The sequence below is a fragment of the Pseudomonas rhodesiae genome, from assembly GCF_013285305.1.
Classification (GTDB): domain Bacteria; phylum Pseudomonadota; class Gammaproteobacteria; order Pseudomonadales; family Pseudomonadaceae; genus Aquipseudomonas; species Aquipseudomonas rhodesiae.
On record NZ_CP054205.1, the window covers coordinates 1,538,027 to 1,556,758 of the forward strand.

At 62.8% G+C, this 18,732-nt stretch carries 15 protein-coding genes; 7 read left to right on the plus strand and 8 right to left on the minus strand.

Annotated features, from left to right (window positions below; genetic code table 11):
- Window positions 1-91: 91 nt before the first annotated feature.
- The 8 genes from HRH33_RS06865 to HRH33_RS06900 all read right to left on the minus strand — a co-directional run bounded on the left by HRH33_RS06865 (window position 92) and on the right by HRH33_RS06900 (window position 10,246).
- Window positions 92-1,954 (minus strand): NAD(P)-binding protein, encoded by a 1,863-nt coding sequence (locus HRH33_RS06865; protein ID WP_167416412.1) that lies wholly within the window; start codon window positions 1,952-1,954, stop codon window positions 92-94.
- Between the two features lie 66 nt (window positions 1,955-2,020).
- Window positions 2,021-3,445, minus strand: coding sequence for a gamma-aminobutyraldehyde dehydrogenase (locus tag HRH33_RS06870; RefSeq protein WP_094064784.1), 1,425 nt, complete (start codon window positions 3,443-3,445; stop codon window positions 2,021-2,023).
- Window positions 3,446-3,554: 109 nt separating this feature from the next.
- Window positions 3,555-4,364, minus strand: coding sequence for an ABC transporter permease (locus tag HRH33_RS06875; RefSeq protein WP_034096186.1), 810 nt, complete (start codon window positions 4,362-4,364; stop codon window positions 3,555-3,557).
- Window positions 4,354-5,286 carry an ABC transporter permease gene (locus tag HRH33_RS06880; protein ID WP_034096187.1) on the minus strand — a complete coding sequence of 311 codons (933 nt, stop codon included), beginning with the start codon at window positions 5,284-5,286 and terminating at the stop codon, window positions 4,354-4,356. Before HRH33_RS06880 ends, HRH33_RS06875 begins: the two co-directional genes overlap by 11 nt.
- 1 nt (window position 5,287) lies before the next feature.
- On the minus strand, window positions 5,288-6,322 hold the full coding sequence (locus HRH33_RS06885; RefSeq protein ID WP_099312733.1) for an ABC transporter ATP-binding protein: 1,035 nt from the start codon (window positions 6,320-6,322) through the stop codon (window positions 5,288-5,290).
- Between the two features lie 199 nt (window positions 6,323-6,521).
- Window positions 6,522-7,673 carry a putative ABC transporter substrate-binding protein YdcS gene (gene ydcS / locus HRH33_RS06890; protein ID WP_034112087.1) on the minus strand — a complete coding sequence of 384 codons (1,152 nt, stop codon included), beginning with the start codon at window positions 7,671-7,673 and terminating at the stop codon, window positions 6,522-6,524.
- A gap of 71 nt (window positions 7,674-7,744) precedes the next feature.
- Complete coding sequence (locus HRH33_RS06895) at window positions 7,745-9,202, minus strand: gamma-aminobutyraldehyde dehydrogenase (protein ID WP_034137209.1); 1,458 nt, start codon at window positions 9,200-9,202, stop codon at window positions 7,745-7,747.
- A 132-nt stretch (window positions 9,203-9,334) separates the two neighbouring features.
- A complete protein-coding gene (locus tag HRH33_RS06900) occupies window positions 9,335-10,246 on the minus strand; it encodes a LysR family transcriptional regulator (protein WP_034096190.1) in 912 nt (303 codons plus the stop codon).
- Window positions 10,247-10,413: 167 nt separating this feature from the next.
- Here HRH33_RS06900 and HRH33_RS06905 point away from each other — a divergent pair, with 167 nt between their 5' ends.
- The 7 genes from HRH33_RS06905 (at window position 10,414) to cheB (ending at window position 18,699) form a co-directional block, all read left to right on the plus strand.
- The gene (locus HRH33_RS06905) at window positions 10,414-11,121 is read left to right on the plus strand and encodes a tellurite resistance TerB family protein (protein ID WP_167416413.1); all 708 of its coding nucleotides are present in this window, start codon (window positions 10,414-10,416) and stop codon (window positions 11,119-11,121) included.
- A gap of 212 nt (window positions 11,122-11,333) precedes the next feature.
- Window positions 11,334-12,956: a methyl-accepting chemotaxis protein gene (locus HRH33_RS06910; protein WP_034096192.1), complete on the plus strand. Its 1,623-nt coding sequence runs from the start codon at window positions 11,334-11,336 to the stop codon at window positions 12,954-12,956.
- On the plus strand, window positions 12,956-13,468 hold the full coding sequence (locus HRH33_RS06915) for a chemotaxis protein CheW (RefSeq protein WP_167416414.1): 513 nt from the start codon (window positions 12,956-12,958) through the stop codon (window positions 13,466-13,468). The genes HRH33_RS06910 and HRH33_RS06915 overlap by 1 nt, the downstream gene beginning before the upstream one ends.
- Window positions 13,465-14,718 (plus strand): CheR family methyltransferase, encoded by a 1,254-nt coding sequence (locus HRH33_RS06920; RefSeq protein WP_034096194.1) that lies wholly within the window; start codon window positions 13,465-13,467, stop codon window positions 14,716-14,718. Before HRH33_RS06915 ends, HRH33_RS06920 begins: the two co-directional genes overlap by 4 nt.
- Window positions 14,715-15,416, plus strand: a complete 702-nt coding sequence (locus HRH33_RS06925) for a chemotaxis protein CheW (protein ID WP_167416415.1) — start codon at window positions 14,715-14,717, stop codon at window positions 15,414-15,416. The genes HRH33_RS06920 and HRH33_RS06925 overlap by 4 nt, the downstream gene beginning before the upstream one ends.
- The gene (locus HRH33_RS06930) at window positions 15,413-17,692 is read left to right on the plus strand and encodes a hybrid sensor histidine kinase/response regulator (protein WP_167416416.1); all 2,280 of its coding nucleotides are present in this window, start codon (window positions 15,413-15,415) and stop codon (window positions 17,690-17,692) included. Before HRH33_RS06925 ends, HRH33_RS06930 begins: the two co-directional genes overlap by 4 nt.
- On the plus strand, window positions 17,689-18,699 hold the full coding sequence (gene cheB, locus HRH33_RS06935; RefSeq protein WP_167416417.1) for a chemotaxis response regulator protein-glutamate methylesterase: 1,011 nt from the start codon (window positions 17,689-17,691) through the stop codon (window positions 18,697-18,699). The genes HRH33_RS06930 and cheB overlap by 4 nt, the downstream gene beginning before the upstream one ends.
- Window positions 18,700-18,732 lie beyond the last annotated feature (33 nt).

The window sequence follows — 18,732 nt, forward strand, 5'->3', positions numbered from 1 at the left end:
TGCATCAGCCGACTATTCAGTGCTGACCCACTGCTATCGGGGGCAAGCCCCCTCCCACAAACAGTTTTGTATTGCCTGTCAGAGGTGTGTCTCAGGCCACTTCGCCCACGGCTCGGTACGCCTCGTCGATCGCCGCATGCGCGTACGCACTCCAGGCCGCGTCCGAGTTGGCGATGCTCACATGCCCCAACGGTTTGCGCGCCAGGTTCATCAGCGCTTCACTTTCGTCGGCGTCATCGAACAGGCTGTTGGAAAAGTACGCATAGCCGTGGGACCAGCGATTCACGGTGATCGCCAGGATATCCGTCTCATGGTTGAACCCGCCCGGGCCGAGCATGCGTTGCAGTTGGTCACGTAATTGCGCTTCCAGTTGCTCGAATGTCTGCCCATACAACCGGCCGCGTCCGGCGCGGGCCTGGTCGCGGGCGTTCATGCCGCTGTTGGGGCTGGTGGGCACGTAGACCATGTGTAAGCCGATGGGCTGCGTCGGGTCGCGCGGGTGGTCGTAGCCGCCCATGCTCACCGGGTAGTCCAGCTTGATGCGGCTGTAAGGCTGGGTAGCTGCGTAGATTTCATGCACGCCCAACTTCTCAAACGCCTGCCAGTTACGAATCACCACCTTGGTGTACACCAAGGGGAATTTCACGTTCTGGCTCAACGCATGGGCCTGGGGCGCGGGCAGGCCCTTGAGCAGGTACGGAATCATCATGTTGTAGCAGGCCAGGATGCAGCGTTTGCCGCGTACTTGTGCCAGTTGGCCGCCTCGGCTGTAGCCGATATGCACGCCGTCGCCGACATTGCGCACACTCACCGCCGTGCTGTTCAAGCGCAGGCGCACCGGCGCCTTGGGTTGGTCGAGCCTGGCATAGTCGAAGGGCGCCAGCACGATATCGTCCATGGTGTGCCCCGGCGCCACCCCCGGAATCAGGCTGCGCACCAAGAGGCGCGCCAGCGACGCGTTGCCGTCCGGGAAGTGGTAGATGTAGGGCTCTTCCATTTCTGCCGCAGCTTCTTCACTGATCGGCGTCAGGTTCATCCCCGCGAAGCCAGGGAAACCGACGTTATAAGCGTCGGACGCAGCCACGGCATCAATGCTCAAGGCCATAAAGTCATTGGTGCGGCTCTGGAAGTATTTCACCGCACCTTCCGACAACCCCACGTTCTTGAGCAGGAAGTCTCGGTAGCTGGTGGCCGCCAGATAATCGGCCTTTTCCTCGGCCGTTTTGCCCGGCAAGTAGTCCTTGGGCGCAGTGTGCAATTCAATCAACGCCTGGCGGTCCGCAGGCGGCAGTGGGAAGTCATTGATAAAGTCTTTCAGGGCGCGCCCATGCAGCTGTTCCGGGGCGATATCGTCGGCCACCATCGGCGTCGGGTCGCCGGTCACCAGTTTGTCTTCGCCGAAGTTTTCCTTGTCGAAAAATACCCCGCGCGACAGCCCCAGGCTGGGGTAGAACGGGCGGTCGAAGGCGGTTTCGAAGCGCTTGATATTCACCCCGAGCTTTTTCAACAAACCGTTCACTTGCTCGCTGAACAGGTGGGTGGGCGACTGGAAGGCTTCGCTGCCGCCATAGCCGATGATCATGCGGCCGCCGGTCTGGAACTCATTGCGTTTGGCATGGCCGCCGAAATCGTCGTGGTTTTCCAGGATCAGGATTTTCGCCTTGGGGTGCCTCTCACGGTAGAACCACGCCGCCGCCAGACCGCTCAGGCCACCGCCGACCACCACCAGGTCATAGTCCTCGGTGATCGGCAAGGTATCGGTGTCGAAGACCTTCTTTTCCCAGCCCATCTGATGCGCCACTTCGAACGAACCGACATGACTGCCGCGCAGGCCGGTGAGGGCGGGTGGGTAATAGCGACCGTCGGGGGCGGCCTGGAGAATCTGCAGCGGCGTGATGCCGGCAGCAACGGTGATGGCGACGCCGTTGAGGAAGTCGCGGCGGGTGATGTCCATGGGGGATCCTGAAAATTATTGTTATAAGCCCCCCTGCAAGCGCCTGCTTGCAGGGGGGGCGGCGAATCAATGCTTGAACATCACATGCCGGACCGTGGTGTAGTCCTCCAGCCCATACATGGACATGTCTTTGCCATACCCCGACAGTTTCTGACCGCCGTGGGGCATTTCGCTGACGAGCATGAAATGGGTGTTTACCCAGGTGCAGCCGTATTGCAAGCGCGCGGCCAGGCGATGGGCGCGTCCTACGTCGGCCGTCCACACGGATGACGCAAGGCCGTAGTCCGAATCGTTGGCCCAACCCAGCACCTGGGCTTCATCCGAGAATTTGGTAACCGACACCACCGGCCCGAACACCTCGCGGCGCACGATTTCGTCGTCTTGCTGGGCGTCGGCCAGCACGGTCGGTTCAAAGAAGAACCCGTTGCCTTCTACGGCCTTGCCGCCGGTGATCAGACGGATATGCGGTTGCGCCACGGCACGTTCGACAAACCCGGCCACGCGGTCGCGGTGTTGTGCGGTGATCAATGGCCCCAGCTCGGTGCTTGGGTCATCCTGCAAGCCGTACTTGATGCTGGCGACCGCCGCGCCGAGTTTCTCGACAAAGGCGTCGTAGATGTCCGCCTGGGCATAGATGCGACACGCCGCCGTACAGTCCTGGCCGGCGTTGTAGAAACCGAAAGTGCGGATGCCTTCCACGGCGGCGTCGATGTCCGCGTCGTTGAAGATAATCACCGGTGCCTTGCCGCCCAGCTCCATGTGCATGCGCTTCACGCTGTCGGCGGTATTGGCGATGATGTTCGCGCCGGTGGCGATGGAACCGGTCAGCGACACCATGCGCACTTTCGGATGCTGCACCAGCGGGCTGCCTACGGTCGGGCCGCGGCCAAACACCAGGTTGAGCACGCCGGCCGGGAAGATTTCCGACGCCAGTTCCACCATGCGCAATGCCGTCAGTGGGGTTTGTTCCGACGGTTTGAGCACCACGGTATTACCGGCGGCCAGGGCCGGGGCGATTTTCCAGGCGACCATCATCAGCGGGTAGTTCCACGGTGCGATGGACGCGATCACGCCCACCGGATCGCGGCGGATCATTGAGGTATGGCCGGGCAAGTACTCGCCGCCGGCCGAACCGCTCATGCAGCGACTGGCACCGGCAAAGAAGCGGAACACGTCGGCAATCGCCGGGATCTCGTCGTTCAGCGCGGCGCTGTAGGGTTTGCCGCAGTTGTCCGACTCCAGCTTGGCCAGTTCTTCGCCGTGGGCTTCGATGGCGTCCGCCAATTTGAGCAGCAACAGCGAGCGGTCCTTGGGCGCGGTTTGCGACCAGCTTTCGAACGCGGCATCGGCGGCGCGCACGGCGGCGTCGACCTGGGCTTCGCTGGCTTCGTTGATTTCCACCAGCACACGGCCCAGGGCCGGGTTGAAGATGGCCTGGGCCGGGCCTTCGCCTTGTACCAGTTGGCCGTTGATCAACAGTTTGGTTTGCATGATTGAGTCCTCCAAAAAACGCGTGTTATTTCCCTGAAGAAACCGGATTTAAATGTGGGAGGGGGCAAGCCCCCTCCCACATTTGAACCGCGTTGCTTCAGTGGCCAAGTTATTTACCGCCGCTCCCCGCCACGCTTTCACCGCCGCGGGTCAAGTAATAAGCGCCCAGGATCGGGAACATCGTCACCAGCATCACCAGCATCGCCACCACGTTGGTCACCGGCACATCCCGTGGCCGGCTCAACTGGTTGAGCAGCCACAGCGGCAAGGTGCGCTCATGCCCGGCGGTGAAGGTGGTGACGATGATTTCGTCGAACGACAGCGCAAACGCGAGCATGCCGCCGGCCAGCAGCGCCGAGCCCAGGTTGGGCATGATGATGTAGCGGAAGGTCTGCCAGCCGTCGGCGCCCAGGTCCATCGACGCCTCGATCAGGCTGTGGGAGGTGCGGCGCAAGCGGGCGATGACGTTGTTGTAGACGATCACCACACAAAAGGTGGCGTGGCCGACGATGATGGTGAACATCCCCGGCTCGATGCCCAGGGTCTTGAACGTCGCCAGCAGAGCGATACCGGTGATGATCCCCGGCAGCGCAATCGGCAGGATCAGCATCAGCGACACGCCCTGTTTGCCGAAGAACTCACGCCGGTACAGCGCCGCGGAAGCCAGTGTGCCGAGCACCATGGCGATCAGGGTGGCGATGGCGGCGATCTGCAGCGACAACTTGATCGCTTCCAATACGTCGGGCCGTGCGAACGCCACGCTGAACCACTTCAGGGTGAAGCCCTGGGGCGGGAAGCTGAACGCGGCTTCTTCGGTGTTGAAGGCGTAGAGGAAGATGATCAGGATCGGGAAGTGCAGGAACACCAGGCCGCCCCAGGCGGCTATGCGCAAACCGAGAGATGCTTTTTCAGAGTGCATCGAAGGCCCCCAGGCGTTTGACGATGGACAGGTAAATCGCGATCAGCACGATCGGCACCAGGGTGAACGCCGCCGCCATGGGCATATTGCCGATGGCGCCTTGCTGGGCGTAGACCATGCCGCCGACGAAGTAGCCCGGCGGGCCCACCAGTTGCGGCACGATAAAGTCGCCCAGGGTCAGCGAGAACGTGAAGATCGACCCGGCGGCGATCCCCGGCACCGACAGCGGCAGAATCACCTGCATAAAGGTCTGGCGCGGCTTGGCCCCCAGGTCGGCCGAGGCTTGCAGCAACGACGGCGGCAAACGCTCCAGGGACGCCTGAATCGGCAGAATCATGAACGGCAGCCAGATATAGACGAACACCATGAACCGTCCCAGGTGCGAGGTACTCAAGGTGCTGCCGCCCACGCCGGGAATGCCCAGCACGAAATGCAGCAGCGGCTCCAGCCCCAGGTGCTGCACAAACCACTGCGCCACGCCGCCCTTGGCCAGCAGCAAGGTCCAGGCGTAGGCCTTGACGATGTAACTGGCCCACATCGGCATCATCACGGCGATGTAGAAAAACGCCTTGGTTTTGCCGGTGGTGTAGCGCGCCATGTAGTACGCAATCGGGAAGGCGACAATGGCGCTGGCGATCGACACCACGATCGCCATGCTCAGCGTGCGCAGGATGATGTCGAAATTCGACGGCTGGAACAGCGCGGCGAAGTTGGCCAGGGTCAGGTCCGGGGTGACCGCCATGGTGAAGTCGTCGAAGGTGTAGAAACCTTGCCATAGCAAGGTCAGCAACGAGCCCAGGTAGATAGCGCCGAACCAGATCAGCGGCGGCACCAGCAGCATCGCCAGGTATAGGTTGGGCTTGCGGTACAGCAGGTTGGAAAACCTGCGCATCGGCGGTTGTTGGGAAAGGGCCAGGCTCATGTCACACCTCGCCTGCGTTATCGGTCAACGGCGTCATGGCCTGTCGGGCCCAGCGCGCGGTGAGGGGCTGGCCGACCTGATGGGCGCTGCTGGTGTCCAGCCACTGGTTGTTGGCCTGGCTGATGCTCAGGGTCTGGCCGTTGTCCAGTTTCAGCTCAAAACGGGTGGCGCTGCCCTGGTACTGGATGTCATGCAGCACGCCGCTGATCTCCACATCGCCAGCGCCCAGCGGGCCTTCGGCAAACCGCACATGTTCCGGACGGATCGAAAACGGTTGGGCGCTGCCGCTCAAGCGCTGGGCCAATTCGCCCCGAATCACGTTGGAGGTGCCGACGAATTCGGCGACGAACGCCGTGGCCGGTTTCATGTAGAGGTTGCGCGGGGTGTCGACCTGTTCGATACGGCCTTTGTTGAACACCGCCACGCGGTCGGACATGGACAGCGCTTCGGTTTGGTCGTGGGTCACGAAGATAAAGGTGATGCCGAGCTGGCGTTGCAGCTTTTTCAGCTCGCTTTGCATCTGCTCGCGCAGCTTGAGGTCGAGGGCGCCCAGGGGCTCGTCAAGCAACAGCACGCGCGGGCGATTGACCAGCGCGCGGGCCAGGGCCACCCGTTGGCGCTGGCCGCCGGAGAGTTGCACCGGTTTGCGTTCGCCGTAACCGCCCAGGGCCACCATGCCCAGGGCTTCTTCGGCGCGGTTGAGCCGTTCGGCCTTGCCCACGCCTTTGACTTTAAGGCCATAGGCCACGTTGTCGCGCACATTCATATGGGGGAACAGCGCGTAATCCTGGAACACGGTGTTCACATCGCGCTGATACGGCGGCAAGCCGGCGGCTTCCTCACCATGAATGCGGATCGAGCCGGCGCTGGGTTGTTCGAAGCCGGCGATCAGGCGCAGGCAGGTGGTCTTGCCCGAGCCGGAAGGGCCGAGCATGGAAAAGAACTCGCCGTCCTCAATATCGATGCAAACCCGGTCAACGGCTTTCACTTCGCCGAACTGACGGGAAACGTGGGTGAATTGGACTGCAAGCGTCATGGTGCGGTGCTCCAAAAAGGCGCGGGTCGTCGCAGCGGCCCGGCCTGGACTTCTGAAAAAACAAAACATCTGTGAGTGCGGTCAATGTGGGAGGGGGCTTGCCCCCGATGCCAGTGGTTCAGTGAAAGCTGTGTTGGCTGTCACACCGCTATCGGGGGCAAGCCCCCTCCCACAGTAGGTCTATGCCGTCTTGATGGTTTTAACGGCCGCCCATGATCGCAATGTAGTCCTGGGTCCAGCGGCTGTACGGCACGAACTTGCCGCCTTCAGCCTGTGGGGTTTTCCAGAAGGCGATCTTGTCGAACTGGTCGAAGCCATTGGTCTTGCAACCCTCGGCGCCGAGCAATTCGCTCTCTTTACACGCGGCCGGCACCGCCGGCAGCGAGCCGAACCAGGCGGCGACATCGCCCTGGACCTTCGGCTGCAGCGACCAGTCCATCCACTTGTAAGCGCAGTTAGGGTGCTTGGCCTCGCTGTGCAGCATGGTGGTGTCGGCCCAACCGGTGGCGCCTTCCTTGGGGATGGTCGAGGCGATCGGCTGTTTCTCGTTGACCAGCCCGTTGACTTGGTACGGCCAGGCACTGGAGGCCACCACGCCTTCGTTCTTGAAGTCGCTCATTTGCACGGTGGTGTCGTGCCAGTAACGGTGGATCAGCGGTTGCTGGGCGCGCAGCAGGTCGAGCACGGCCTTGTATTGCGCTTCGGTCAGCTCGTAGGGGCTCTGGATTCCCAGCTCCGGTTTGGTGGCCTTGAGGTACAGCGCCGCGTCGGCGATGTAGATCGGGCCGTCATAGGCCTGCACGCGGCCCTTGTTGGGCTTGCCGTCCGGCAGGTTCTGCGGGTCGAACAGCACGCTCCAGCTAGTGGGCGCGGTCTTGAACACGCTGGTGTTGTACATCAGCACGTTCGGCCCCCACTGGTACGGGGTGCCATAGGTTTGCTGGCCGACCACGTACCACGGCGCATCCTTGAGGCGCGGGTCGAGGTTTTTCCAGTTGGGAATCAGCGCGGTGTTGATCGGCTGCACACGCTTGCCGACGATCAACCGCAGCGACGCATCGCCGGAGGCGGTGACCAGGTCATAGCCGCCCTTGGCCATCAGGCTGACCATTTCATCAGAGGTGGCGGCGGTTTTCACATTGACCTTGCAGCCGGTTTCCTTCTCGAAACCGCTGACCCAATCGTAGGCTTTGTCGCTTTCGCCACGTTCGATATAGCCGGGCCAGGCGACGATATCCAACTGGCCTTCGCCGGCGCCGACCGCCTTGAGCGGTTCGGCGGCTTGCAGGCTGGCGCTGGCCAGCAGCGCGGTGGTCAAGGCACTGAGCAGTGCGGTCTTGTGCGCGGACATGGGGGTTCCCTCTTCTTTAATTATGGTCGGGGCAGTGTGTGAAGCCGTGACGCATGAGCTTAGTTGTTGTTTTAAAGGTGCTGACCGTGACGCGCCATGATGTGGCGCACCACGCTGTAGTCCTGTAACGAGTCGCTAGACAGATCTTTCCCATACCCCGAGCGCTTCAAACCGCCGTGGGGCATTTCGCTGACCAGCATGAAGTGGCTGTTGATCCAGGTGCAGCCGTATTGCAGGCGTGCCGCCACTTGCATGGCTTTGTCCAGGTTCTGGGTCCACACCGAAGAGGCCAGGCCGTATTCGGAATCGTTGGCCCAGTCCACCGCTTGCTCCAGTTCGTCGAAGCGGGTCACGGTGACCACCGGGCCGAACACTTCGCGCTGCACGATCTCATCGCTTTGCTTGCAACCGGCCAGCAGGGTGGGCTGGTAATAGAAACCGGCACCGGAATGCACGGCGGCGCCGGTGACCCGTTCGATATGCGGTTGGCCGAGGGCGCGTTCGACAAAGCTGGCGACGCGGTCGCGCTGGCGTGTGCTGATCAGCGGGCCGAGTTCGTTATCGGCGTCGCGTTTGCCGGCAAAGCGCAGGCTGCCGACGGCCGCGCCCAGCTCGGCGACCAATTTGTCGTGAATCCCGGCCTGGGCATAGATACGGCATGCGGCGGTGCAATCCTGCCCGGCGTTGTAATAGCCATAGGCGCGCACGCCTTCGACCACGGCCTGCAGGTCGGCGTCGTTACACACGATCACCGGTGCCTTGCCGCCCAGTTCCAGGTGCGTGCGTTTCAGGGTTTTGGACGCGGCTTGCAGAATCTTCTGGCCGGTGACGATATCGCCGGTCAGCGACACCATGCGTACCTTGGGATGACTGACCAAATGGCTGCCGACCCCTTCGCCGCCGCCGCACAAAATGTTGATCACGCCCCGTGGCAGCAGCTCTTTGAGCACGGGTGCCAGGGCCAGGATCGACAGCGGCGTGTGTTCCGACGGTTTGAACACCAGGGTATTACCGGCGGCGAGGGCCGGGGCGATCTTCCACGCGGCCATCATCAACGGGTAGTTCCATGGCGCAATGGAGGCCACCACGCCGATCGGGTCGCGGCGCACCATGCTGGTGTAGCCCGGCAGGTATTCGCCGCTCAATTGGCCGGTCTGGCAACGCACGGCGCCAGCGAAGAAGCGGAACACATCCACAGTGGCGCTCAAATCATCCTGACGCGCCAGATGCAACGGCTTGCCGCAGTTCAGCGATTCCAGGCGGGCCAGGTAGTCGGCTTGTTTTTCGATGGCATCGGCGATGCCCAGCAGCAGGTTGGCGCGTTGCTGCGGCGTGGTCCGCGACCAACCGGCAAAGGCGCGGTGGGCGGCAAGGATGGCGCTTTCGACTTGCTCGGTGCTGGCTTCGGCGATTTGAGTCAGCACTTCACCGGTGGCCGGGTTGAGGATCGGCTCGACAAACCCCTGGCCTTGGACCAGTTCGCCGTCGATCAGCAACGCGGTGAGCAGCGGGGTGGGCGCGCCGGACATTTTTCGCGATCTCTTTTCTTGTGTGGCCATGGGCGTTCTCTTACAAGGCGCCCGGCTTTCTCTTATGGATGAGTCGAGAGTAGAGGGCGGGCGCGAGGTCAACAAATACTAAATACTGAATGCAGCATTCGATTAAATAGATGGCTTGCGTGGGTGCGGCTGTTCGCGCGCCACGGTGAGGAACGGGTCCACCAAGGTCGGCCGCGCGGTGCCACGGCGCCAGGCCAGGCCCACGTCGAGGGTTTGGCTGAGGTCGGCAATCGGCCGCGCTTCGATGATGTCGCCTTCCAGCGACCAGGGGCGGTAGGTCATGTCCGGCTGGATCGACACCCCCAGGCCCGCCGCCACCAGGCTGCGCACCGCTTCGGTGGATGCCGTGCGCAAGGTCACACGCGGTTGCAGGCCGGCGCCGGCCCACAGGCGCTGGGCGTTGTGGCCCATTTCGTCGACGTTCAACTGAATCAACGGTTCGCGTGCCACATCGGCCAGGTTGATGCTGTCGTGCTCCAACAACGGGTGCTGCGCCGGCAGCCACAGGCGGTGGGGCGAGTGGGTCAGGACTTCGGTCTGCAGGGCGTGGCGGTCTTCGAGGTTGGACAGGATCAGCACGCCCACGTCAATTTCGCCGCTGACCAGCAGATGTTCGATATACGGGCGCTCGTCTTCCATGACGCGGATTTCCACATTGGGGTACGCGCGCTGGAAGCGGGTCAGCAGGTCGGCCAGGTAATAGCCGGCCACCAGGCTGGTCACACCGACGATCAATTGCCCGGCTACCTGGTCGGTGCTCTGTTGCAGGCTGCGCTTGGCGTTGTCGACGGTGGCCAGAATCAGGTGCGCCTGGCGCAGAAACTGATGGCCCTGGTGGGTGAGGGTCATGCCTTTGGCGTGGCGATTGAACAGGTTGACGCCGATTTCCTGCTCCAATTGCTGGATCGCCAGGGTCAGGGTCGACTGAGAGATGAACGCGGTTTGCGCGGCGGCGGAGATCGAGCCGGTCTCGGCCACGGCAATGAAGTGGCGGATTTGACGCAAGGTCATCATGCTGGAATTACCAGAAGGCTGTTTTTATAGAAGTACCTGAGTGTATATCGATTTATACGATAGGCAGCGGCGTTACATCTGGAAGCACTCTAGATCCTGGTTTTTTGGCACTTAGTTTTACGCTGGCAGCCTATTGGTCCTATGAACCCAAGTGTCTGGAGGCTGTTATGAACACCCGTGGATTGCTCGATCAGTTGCTCAAGTCCGGTCAGGACATGTTGCAGAATAAGGCCGGCGGCCAGCGCAAACAGGAAGACAAGGGCGCCTTGGGCAGTCTGCTCGGCGGTGGCGGCCTGGGCAGCCTGCTCGGTGGCGCCGGCGGGGGAGCCCTGGCGGCGGGTGCCATGGGGCTGTTGCTGGGTAACAAAAAAGCCCGCAAATTCGGCGGCAAGGCCCTGACCTACGGCGGTTTGGCCGCCTTGGGCGTCATCGCCTACAAAGCCTATGGCAACTGGCAGGCGCAACAGGCCAGTGCGCCCCAAGGCGAACCGCAAACCATCGACCGTCTGCCACCGGCCCAGGTCGAGCAGCACAGCCAGGGCATCCTCAAGGCGTTGGTCGCCGCCGCCAAGGCCGACGGCCATGTTGACGAGCGCGAGCGCGCGCTGATCGAAGGCGAGTTCACCAAACTCGACAATGACCCCCAATTGCAACACTGGCTGCATGCCGAACTGAACAAGCCCCTGGACCCGGCGGATGTCGCCCGCGCCGCCGACACCCCGGAAATGGCCGCCGAGATGTACATCGCCAGCGTGATGCTGGTAGATGAGGAAAACTTTATGGAGAAGGCGTATCTGGATGAGTTGGCGCGCCAGCTCAAACTGGAGCCCGGCTTGAAGGTGGAACTGGAAAAACAGGTACGGCTTAACCAATAACCACCGGTTTAAAACAAAATGTAGGAGGGGGCTTGCTCCCGATAGCGGTGCATCAGTTGCAGGTTTTACAACTGAGGTATCGTCATCGGGGGCAAGCCCCCTCCCACAGGCGTTTAGCGTTCATGTCCGTTGACCACCAAAACCCATTCATAAATGAGCGCTGCTGCTCAGCTATACTCCCCTCCATTTGAATGGCCCTTCGAGGAAGTACTGTGAAGAATTGGACCTTGCGCCAACGGATCCTGGCAAGTTTTGCGGTCGTTATCGCCATCATGCTGTTAATGGTCGTGGTCTCTTATTCACGGTTAATGAAAATCGAGGCTGGGCAAGAAGCCGTGCGCGATGACGCTGTGCCGGGGGTTTATCTGAGCTCAATGATCCGCAGCGCGTGGGTCGACAGCTATCTGCAGACCCTCGATATCATCGGTATGCGCGAAGACAAAACCCTGACCAGCGCCGACAAGACCGATTACCAGGGTTTCGAAAAGCGCATCGAACAGCAAATGGCCAATTACGAGAAAACGATCGGCAACCAGGCCGATCGTATGGAGTTCGATAACTTCAAGGCCTCGCACAGCAATTACAACAAGGTCCTGGCGCAAGTACTCGATCGCATCCAGGCCAACGATCTGCCGGCCGCCCACGAGTTGCTGGATGAGCAGTTGACGCCGATCTGGATTGAAGGTCGCATGAAACTCAACGACATCATCGCCGAAAATAAAGGCGTGTCCGATAACGCAACGTCCGCCATCGATGAAGCAGTGGTCTCCGCCAAGATCAGTTTGTTCGTGTCGCTTGCCGTGGCGATTCTGGCTGCTGGCCTGTGCGGTCTGCTGCTGATGCGCGCGATCATGTCGCCCATGCAGCGTATCGTCGAAATTCTTGAGGTTATGCGCACCGGCGACCTGAGCAAGCGTCTGAACCTGTCGCGCAAGGACGAATTCAACGCGGTCGAAACCGGCTTCAACGACATGATGACCGAGCTGACCGCCCTGGTGTCCCAGGCCCAGCGCTCGTCGGTGCAGGTGACCACTTCGGTCACCGAGATCGCCGCCACCTCCAAGCAGCAACAGGCCACCGCCACCGAAACGGCGGCGACCACCACCGAAATCGGTGCCACCTCCCGCGAAATCGCGGCCACCTCCAAGGACCTGGTGCGCACCATGACCGAAGTTTCCACCGCCGCCGACCAGGCATCGGTGGCCGCCGGTTCCGGTCAGCAGGGCCTGGCGCGTATGGAAGAAACCATGCACTCGGTAATGGGCGCCGCCGACCTGGTCAACGCCAAGCTGGCGATCCTCAATGAGAAGGCCGGCAACATCAACCAAGTGGTGGTGACCATCGTCAAGGTCGCCGACCAGACCAACCTGCTGTCGCTCAATGCCGCTATCGAAGCCGAGAAGGCCGGTGAGTACGGGCGCGGCTTCGCCGTGGTCGCCACCGAGGTGCGGCGTCTGGCCGACCAGACTGCCGTGGCCACGTACGACATCGAGCAGATGGTGCGTGAGATCCAGTCGGCGGTGTCGGCCGGGGTGATGGGCATGGACAAATTCTCCGAAGAAGTGCGCCGCGGCATGTTCGAAGTGCAGCAGGTGGGCGAGCAACTGTCGCAGATCATCCATCAGGTCCAGGCCCTGGCGCCGCGAGTGCTGATGGTCAACGAAGGCATGCAGGCCCAGGCCACGGGGGCCGAACAGATTAACCACGCGCTGGTGCAACTGGGCGACGCCAGCAGCCAGACGGTGGAGTCCCTGCGTCAGGCCAGTTTCGCCATCGATGAACTGAGCCAGGTTGCGGTGGGTCTGCGCAGCGGCGTGTCGCGTTTCAAAGTCTGATGAGCGAACTCGCGGCTAAACGCGGCGCCGTCCCGGCAGCGAAAAAAGCGTTGTTCCTGGTGTTTCATATCGGCAGCGAACGCTATGCCCTACGGGCCACCGAAGTGGCCGAAGTACTGCCGCGCCTGCCGCTCAAACCCATCGCCCACGCTCCTGTGTGGGTGGCCGGCATTTTCTCCCATCGCGGCGCGCTGGTGCCGGTCATCGACCTCAGTGCCCTGGCCTTCGGCACGCCGGCCCAGGCCCGCACCAGCACTCGGCTGGTGCTGGTGCATTACCAGCCGCAGCCCTGGGTCGAGGCGCGCCGGCTGGGGCTGATTCTGGAGCAGGCCACCGACACCCTGCGTTGCGGCCTTGAAGAGTTCCAAGCATACGGCCTGGACAACCGGGAGGCGCCGTACCTGGGACCTGTGCGCGAAGATGCGGAAGGCTTGATGCAGTGGATCGGCGTTAATGATCTGCTCTCCGATGACGTGCGCGCCCTGTTGTTTTCCAGCGAGCTGAGCCTATGAGCAACGATCCGCGCTTCTTTGCCTTCCTTAAGGAGCGCATCGGCCTGGACGTGGCGTCGGTGGGCGAGGCCATCATCGAGCGGGCCGTGCGCCAGCGCAGTCAGGTTGTCGGGGCACTTACCCCGGATGATTACTGGCAGCGCCTGCAACGCTCCCACGACGAGCAACAAGCGCTGATCGAAGCGGTGATCGTCCCCGAGACCTGGTTTTTCCGGTATCCCGAATCCTTCGCCACGCTGGCGCGCTTGGCCTGCGCGCGCTTGGCCGAGATCAAGCAGATGCGCGCCCTGCGTATCCTTAGCCTGCCGTGTTCCACCGGGGAAGAACCTTACTCGATCGCCATGGCCCTGCTGGATGCCGGGTTGGCGCCGCATCAGTTCAAGGTGCAGGGCATGGATGTCAGCCCGCTGTCGGTGGAGCGCGCCCGGCGCGGCGTGTATGGCAAGAATTCGTTTCGCGGCGGTGACCTGGCCTTTCGCGAACGCCACTTCACCGAACACGGCGACGGTTACCACATCGCTGACCGCGTGCGCGAACAGGTGCGTCTGCAAGTGGGCAACCTGCTTGACCCGGCGCTGCTGGCCAATGAGGCCAGCTACGATTTTGTGTTTTGCCGCAACCTGTTGATCTACTTCGATCAACCGACCCAGCAGCAAGTGTTCGAAGTGCTCAAGGCCCTGACCCACGTCGACGGCGTGCTGTTTATCGGCCCGGCCGAAGGCAGCTTGTTGGGGCGGCACGGCATGCGCTCGATTGGGGTGCCGCAGTCCTTTGCCTTCAGTCGGCACGCGGAACCGGTCAGGCCCGAGCCGACCTTCATACCGATGCCCAAGCCGCAACGCAGTGCGGCGCCGCTGCCGGCTAAACCACGGCCGTTCAGCACAGTGAGTGCCAAGGTAGTGCCGATCAAGGCGCCACCCTCCGAAGCGGGCGCCTTGCTCAGCCGTATCGCCACCCTGGCCAACCAAGGCAAAAGTGCCGAGGCCCGCGCCATGTGCGAACAGTATTTGAGCGACCATCCCCCGGCCGCCCAGGTGTTCTATTGGCTGGGGCTGCTTAGTGATGTGGAGGGCAGTGCCCAGCAGGCCCAGGGGTATTATCGAAAAGCCTTGTACCTGGAACCCCAGCATCCGCAGGCCCTGATGCAGTTGGCCGCGCTGCTGGAATCCCAGGGCGACAGTGCGGGGGCGCGTCGTTTGCAGGCGCGGGCCGCCCGCAGCGAGCGAGCTGACAGTGAGTCCAAACCATGAGTAGCCCCGACGCGCTCGACACCACCGGCCTGGACCTGACCATGGCCGACACCCAAGCCATCGACGATTGCTGGAACCGCATCGGCGTCCATGGCGACAAATCCTGCCCGCTGCTGGTGGAACATATCCACTGCCGTAACTGCTCGGTCTATTCCGCCGCCGCCACGCGCCTGCTGGACCGCTATGCCTTGCAACAGGACGCGCATCGCGGCCACGTCGCCGAGACGGTCGACGAGGACTTGGCGACCCGCTCGCTGCTGATGTTCCGCCTCGGTGACGAGTGGCTCGGCATCGCCACCCGTTGCCTGGTGGAGGTGGCGCCGCTGCAACCGATCCATTCGCTGCCGCACCAGCGCTCGCGCGCCTTGCTCGGCGTGGCCAATGTGCGCGGTGCGCTGGTGGCGTGCTTGTCGCTGGTTGAGTTGCTCGGCCTGGAGGCCGCTGACGGTGCCCCCAGCGGCGCACGCAGCATGCCGCGCATGTTGATCATTGCCGCGCAGGATGGTCCGGTGGTGGTGCCGGTGGATGAAGTGGACGGTATCCACGCCATCGACGAGCGTACGTTGAGCGCGGCGTCGGTGTCCGGCACCCAGGCCAGCGCGCGCTATACCCAGGGCGTGCTGCAATGGAAAGGCCGCAGCCTGCGCTGGCTGGACGAGGCACAGTTGTTGTCTGCCGTGACACGGAGCCTTACATGACCCCCGACCAGATGCGTGATGCCTCGCTGCTGGAACTGTTCAGCCTGGAAGCCGATGCACAGACCCAGGTGCTGAGCGCGGGCCTGCTGGCCCTGGAGCGCAACCCGACCCAGGCCGACCAACTCGAAGCCTGCATGCGCGCGGCCCACTCGCTCAAAGGCGCGGCGCGCATCGTGGGGGTGGATGCCGGGGTCAGCGTGGCCCATGTCATGGAGGACTGCCTGGTCAGCGCCCAGGAAAGCCGTCTGTATCTGCAACCTGAACATATCGACGCATTGCTGCAAGGCACCGACCTGCTGATGCGCATCGCCACCCCCGGCAACGACGTGGGGCCGGCGGATATCGAAGCGTACGTGGCGTTGATGGAGCGCTTGCTGGACCCCTCGCACCCGAGCCCCAGCGTTGCGCCGCCAACAGTACCCGAGCCAGCCCCCGAGCCGGTGCTTGAAGAGCTGCCGCCGGAGCCCGAGCCCGCGTCGCCCGTCACCAGCGACCCACCGCGTCAGGGCAAGCGCATGACCGAAGGCGGCGAGCGCGTGCTGCGCGTAACCGCCGAGCGCTTGAACAGCCTGCTGGACCTGTCGAGCAAGTCTTTGGTGGAAACCCAGCGCATCAAGCCCTACCTGGTCAGCCTGCAGCGCCTCAAGCGTATTCAGAGCCAGAGCGTGCGTGCCCTCGACACCCTCGATGGCCAACTCAAGACCCAGCACCTGAACCTCGAAGCCCAGGAGGCCCTGGCCGATGCGCGCCGCCTGCTGAGCGAAGCCCATGCGCTGCTGGCGGAAAAAACCGCCGAGCTCGATGAGTTCGGCTGGCAGGCCGGGCAGCGCGCCCAGGTGCTCTATGACACCGCGCTGGCCTGTCGCATGCGCCCGTTTGCCGACGTGCTGGCTGGGCAGGTGCGCATGGTGCGCGACCTGGGCCGCAGCCTGGGCAAGCAAGTCCGGCTGGAAATCGAAGGCGAGAAAACCCAGGTCGATCGCGACGTACTGGAAAAACTCGAAGCGCCCCTCACTCATCTGTTACGCAATGCCGTCGATCACGGCATCGAAATGCCCGAGCAACGTGTGCTGGCGGGCAAACCGGCCGAAGGGCTGATCCGCCTGCGCGCCTCGCACCAGGCTGGTCTGTTGGTGCTGGAGCTGAGTGACGACGGCAATGGCGTGGACCTCGAACGCCTGCGCGGCACCATTGTCGAGCGCAAGCTGTCACCGCTGGAGACCGCGCTGCGCCTGAGCGAAGAGGAGTTGCTGACGTTCCTGTTCCTGCCGGGTTTCAGCCTGCGCGACAAAGTCACCGAGGTGTCCGGGCGCGGCGTCGGGCTGGATGCGGTGCAGCATATGGTGCGCCAACTGCGCGGCGCGGTGGTGCTGGAGCAGACGGCGGGGCAGGGCAGCCGTTTCCATCTGGAGGTGCCGCTGACCCTTTCGGTGGTGCGCAGCCTGGTAGTGGAGGTCGGCGAAGAAGCTTATGCCTTCCCGCTGGCGCATATCGAACGCATGTGCGATCTGGCGCCGGAAGACATCGTGCAACTGGAAGGACGCCAGCATTTCTGGCACGAAGGCCGGCATGTCGGCCTGGTCGCCGCCAGCCAATTGTTGCAGCGACCGGCGGGGCAGAACCCTTCGGAAACACTGAAAGTGGTGGTGATCCGCGAGCGTGACGCGGTGTATGGGATTGCCGTGGAGCGCTTTATCGGCGAGCGCACCCTGGTGGTGTTGCCGCTGGATGATCGCCTGGGCAAGGTCCAGGATATTTCCGCCGGTGCATTGCTCGACGACGGCTCGGTGGTGCTGATCGTCGACGTCGAAGACATGCTGCGTTCGGTGGACAAACTGCTCAATACCGGGCGCCTTGAGCGTATCGCCCGGCGCAGCCAGCAGACCGCCGAAGCTCCGCGCAAACGCGTGCTGGTGGTGGATGACTCGCTCACGGTGCGTGAATTGCAGCGCAAATTGCTGCTTAATCGCGGCTACGAAGTGGCCGTGGCCGTCGATGGCATGGACGGCTGGAACGCCTTGCGTTCCGAGGATTTCGACCTGCTGATCACTGACATTGATATGCCTCGCATGGACGGTATCGAATTGGTCACACTCTTGCGCCGTGACAGTCGCCTGCAATCGTTGCCGGTGATGGTGGTGTCGTATAAAGACCGCGAAGAAGACCGCCGACGCGGGCTCGACGCCGGGGCCGACTATTACCTGGCCAAGGCCAGTTTCCACGACGACGCCTTGCTTGATGCCGTGATGGAACTGATCGGAGGCGCGCGGGCATGAAGATCGCCATCGTCAATGACATGCCCCTGGCCATCGAGGCGTTGCGCCGAGCGTTGAGTCTAGAGCCGGCGCATCAAGTGGTATGGGTGGCCAGCAATGGCCTGGAAGCGGTGCAGCGCTGCGCCGAACTGACCCCTGACCTGATCCTTATGGACCTGATCATGCCGGTAATGGACGGTGTGGAGGCCACGCGCCAGATCATGGCCGAGACCCCGTGCGCGATTCTGATCGTGACCGTCGACCGCCAGGCCAATGTGAGCCGCGTGTTCGAAGCCATGGGCCATGGCGCCCTCGACGTGGTGGACACGCCAGCTTTGGGCGTGGGCAACCCCCAGGATGCGGCGGCACCGTTGCTGCGCAAGATCCTCAACATCGGTTGGTTGATCGGCCAGCGCGGCAGCCGTGTGCGCGCGGAAGCCGCGCCGCCGCGCCACGAGGGCAAACGCCAGCGGCTGGTGGCCATCGGCTCCTCGGCCGGCGGCCCGGCGGCCCTGGAAACCCTGCTCAAAGGCCTGCCCCGCGACTTTCCCGCCGCCATTGTGCTGGTGCAGCACGTCGACCAGGTGTTCGCCGCCGGCATGGCCGAGTGGCTCAGCAGCGCGTCCAGCCTGCCGGTGCGCCTGGCCCGTGAAGGTGAGCCGCCCCAGAGCGGGGTGGTATTGCTGGCCGGGACCAACCATCACATTCGTTTATTGAAGAACGGTACGCTGGCCTACACCGCAGAGCCGGTGAACGAGATCTATCGCCCGTCGATCGACGTGTTTTTCGAGAGCGTCGCCAGCCACTGGAATGGCGATGCCGTCGGCGTCTTGCTGACCGGCATGGGGCGCGACGGGGCCCAGGGTCTCAAACTGCTGCGTGAACAAGGTTATTTGACCATCGCCCAGGATCAACAAAGCTCGGCGGTGTATGGCATGCCCAAAGCGGCGGCGGCAATCGATGCCGCTGTTGAAATTCGCCCACTGGATAGAATTGCGCCTCGACTGCTGGAGGTCTTTGCACAATGAGCAAGACCTTGCACGGTGCTGGCTTGCAGGTGG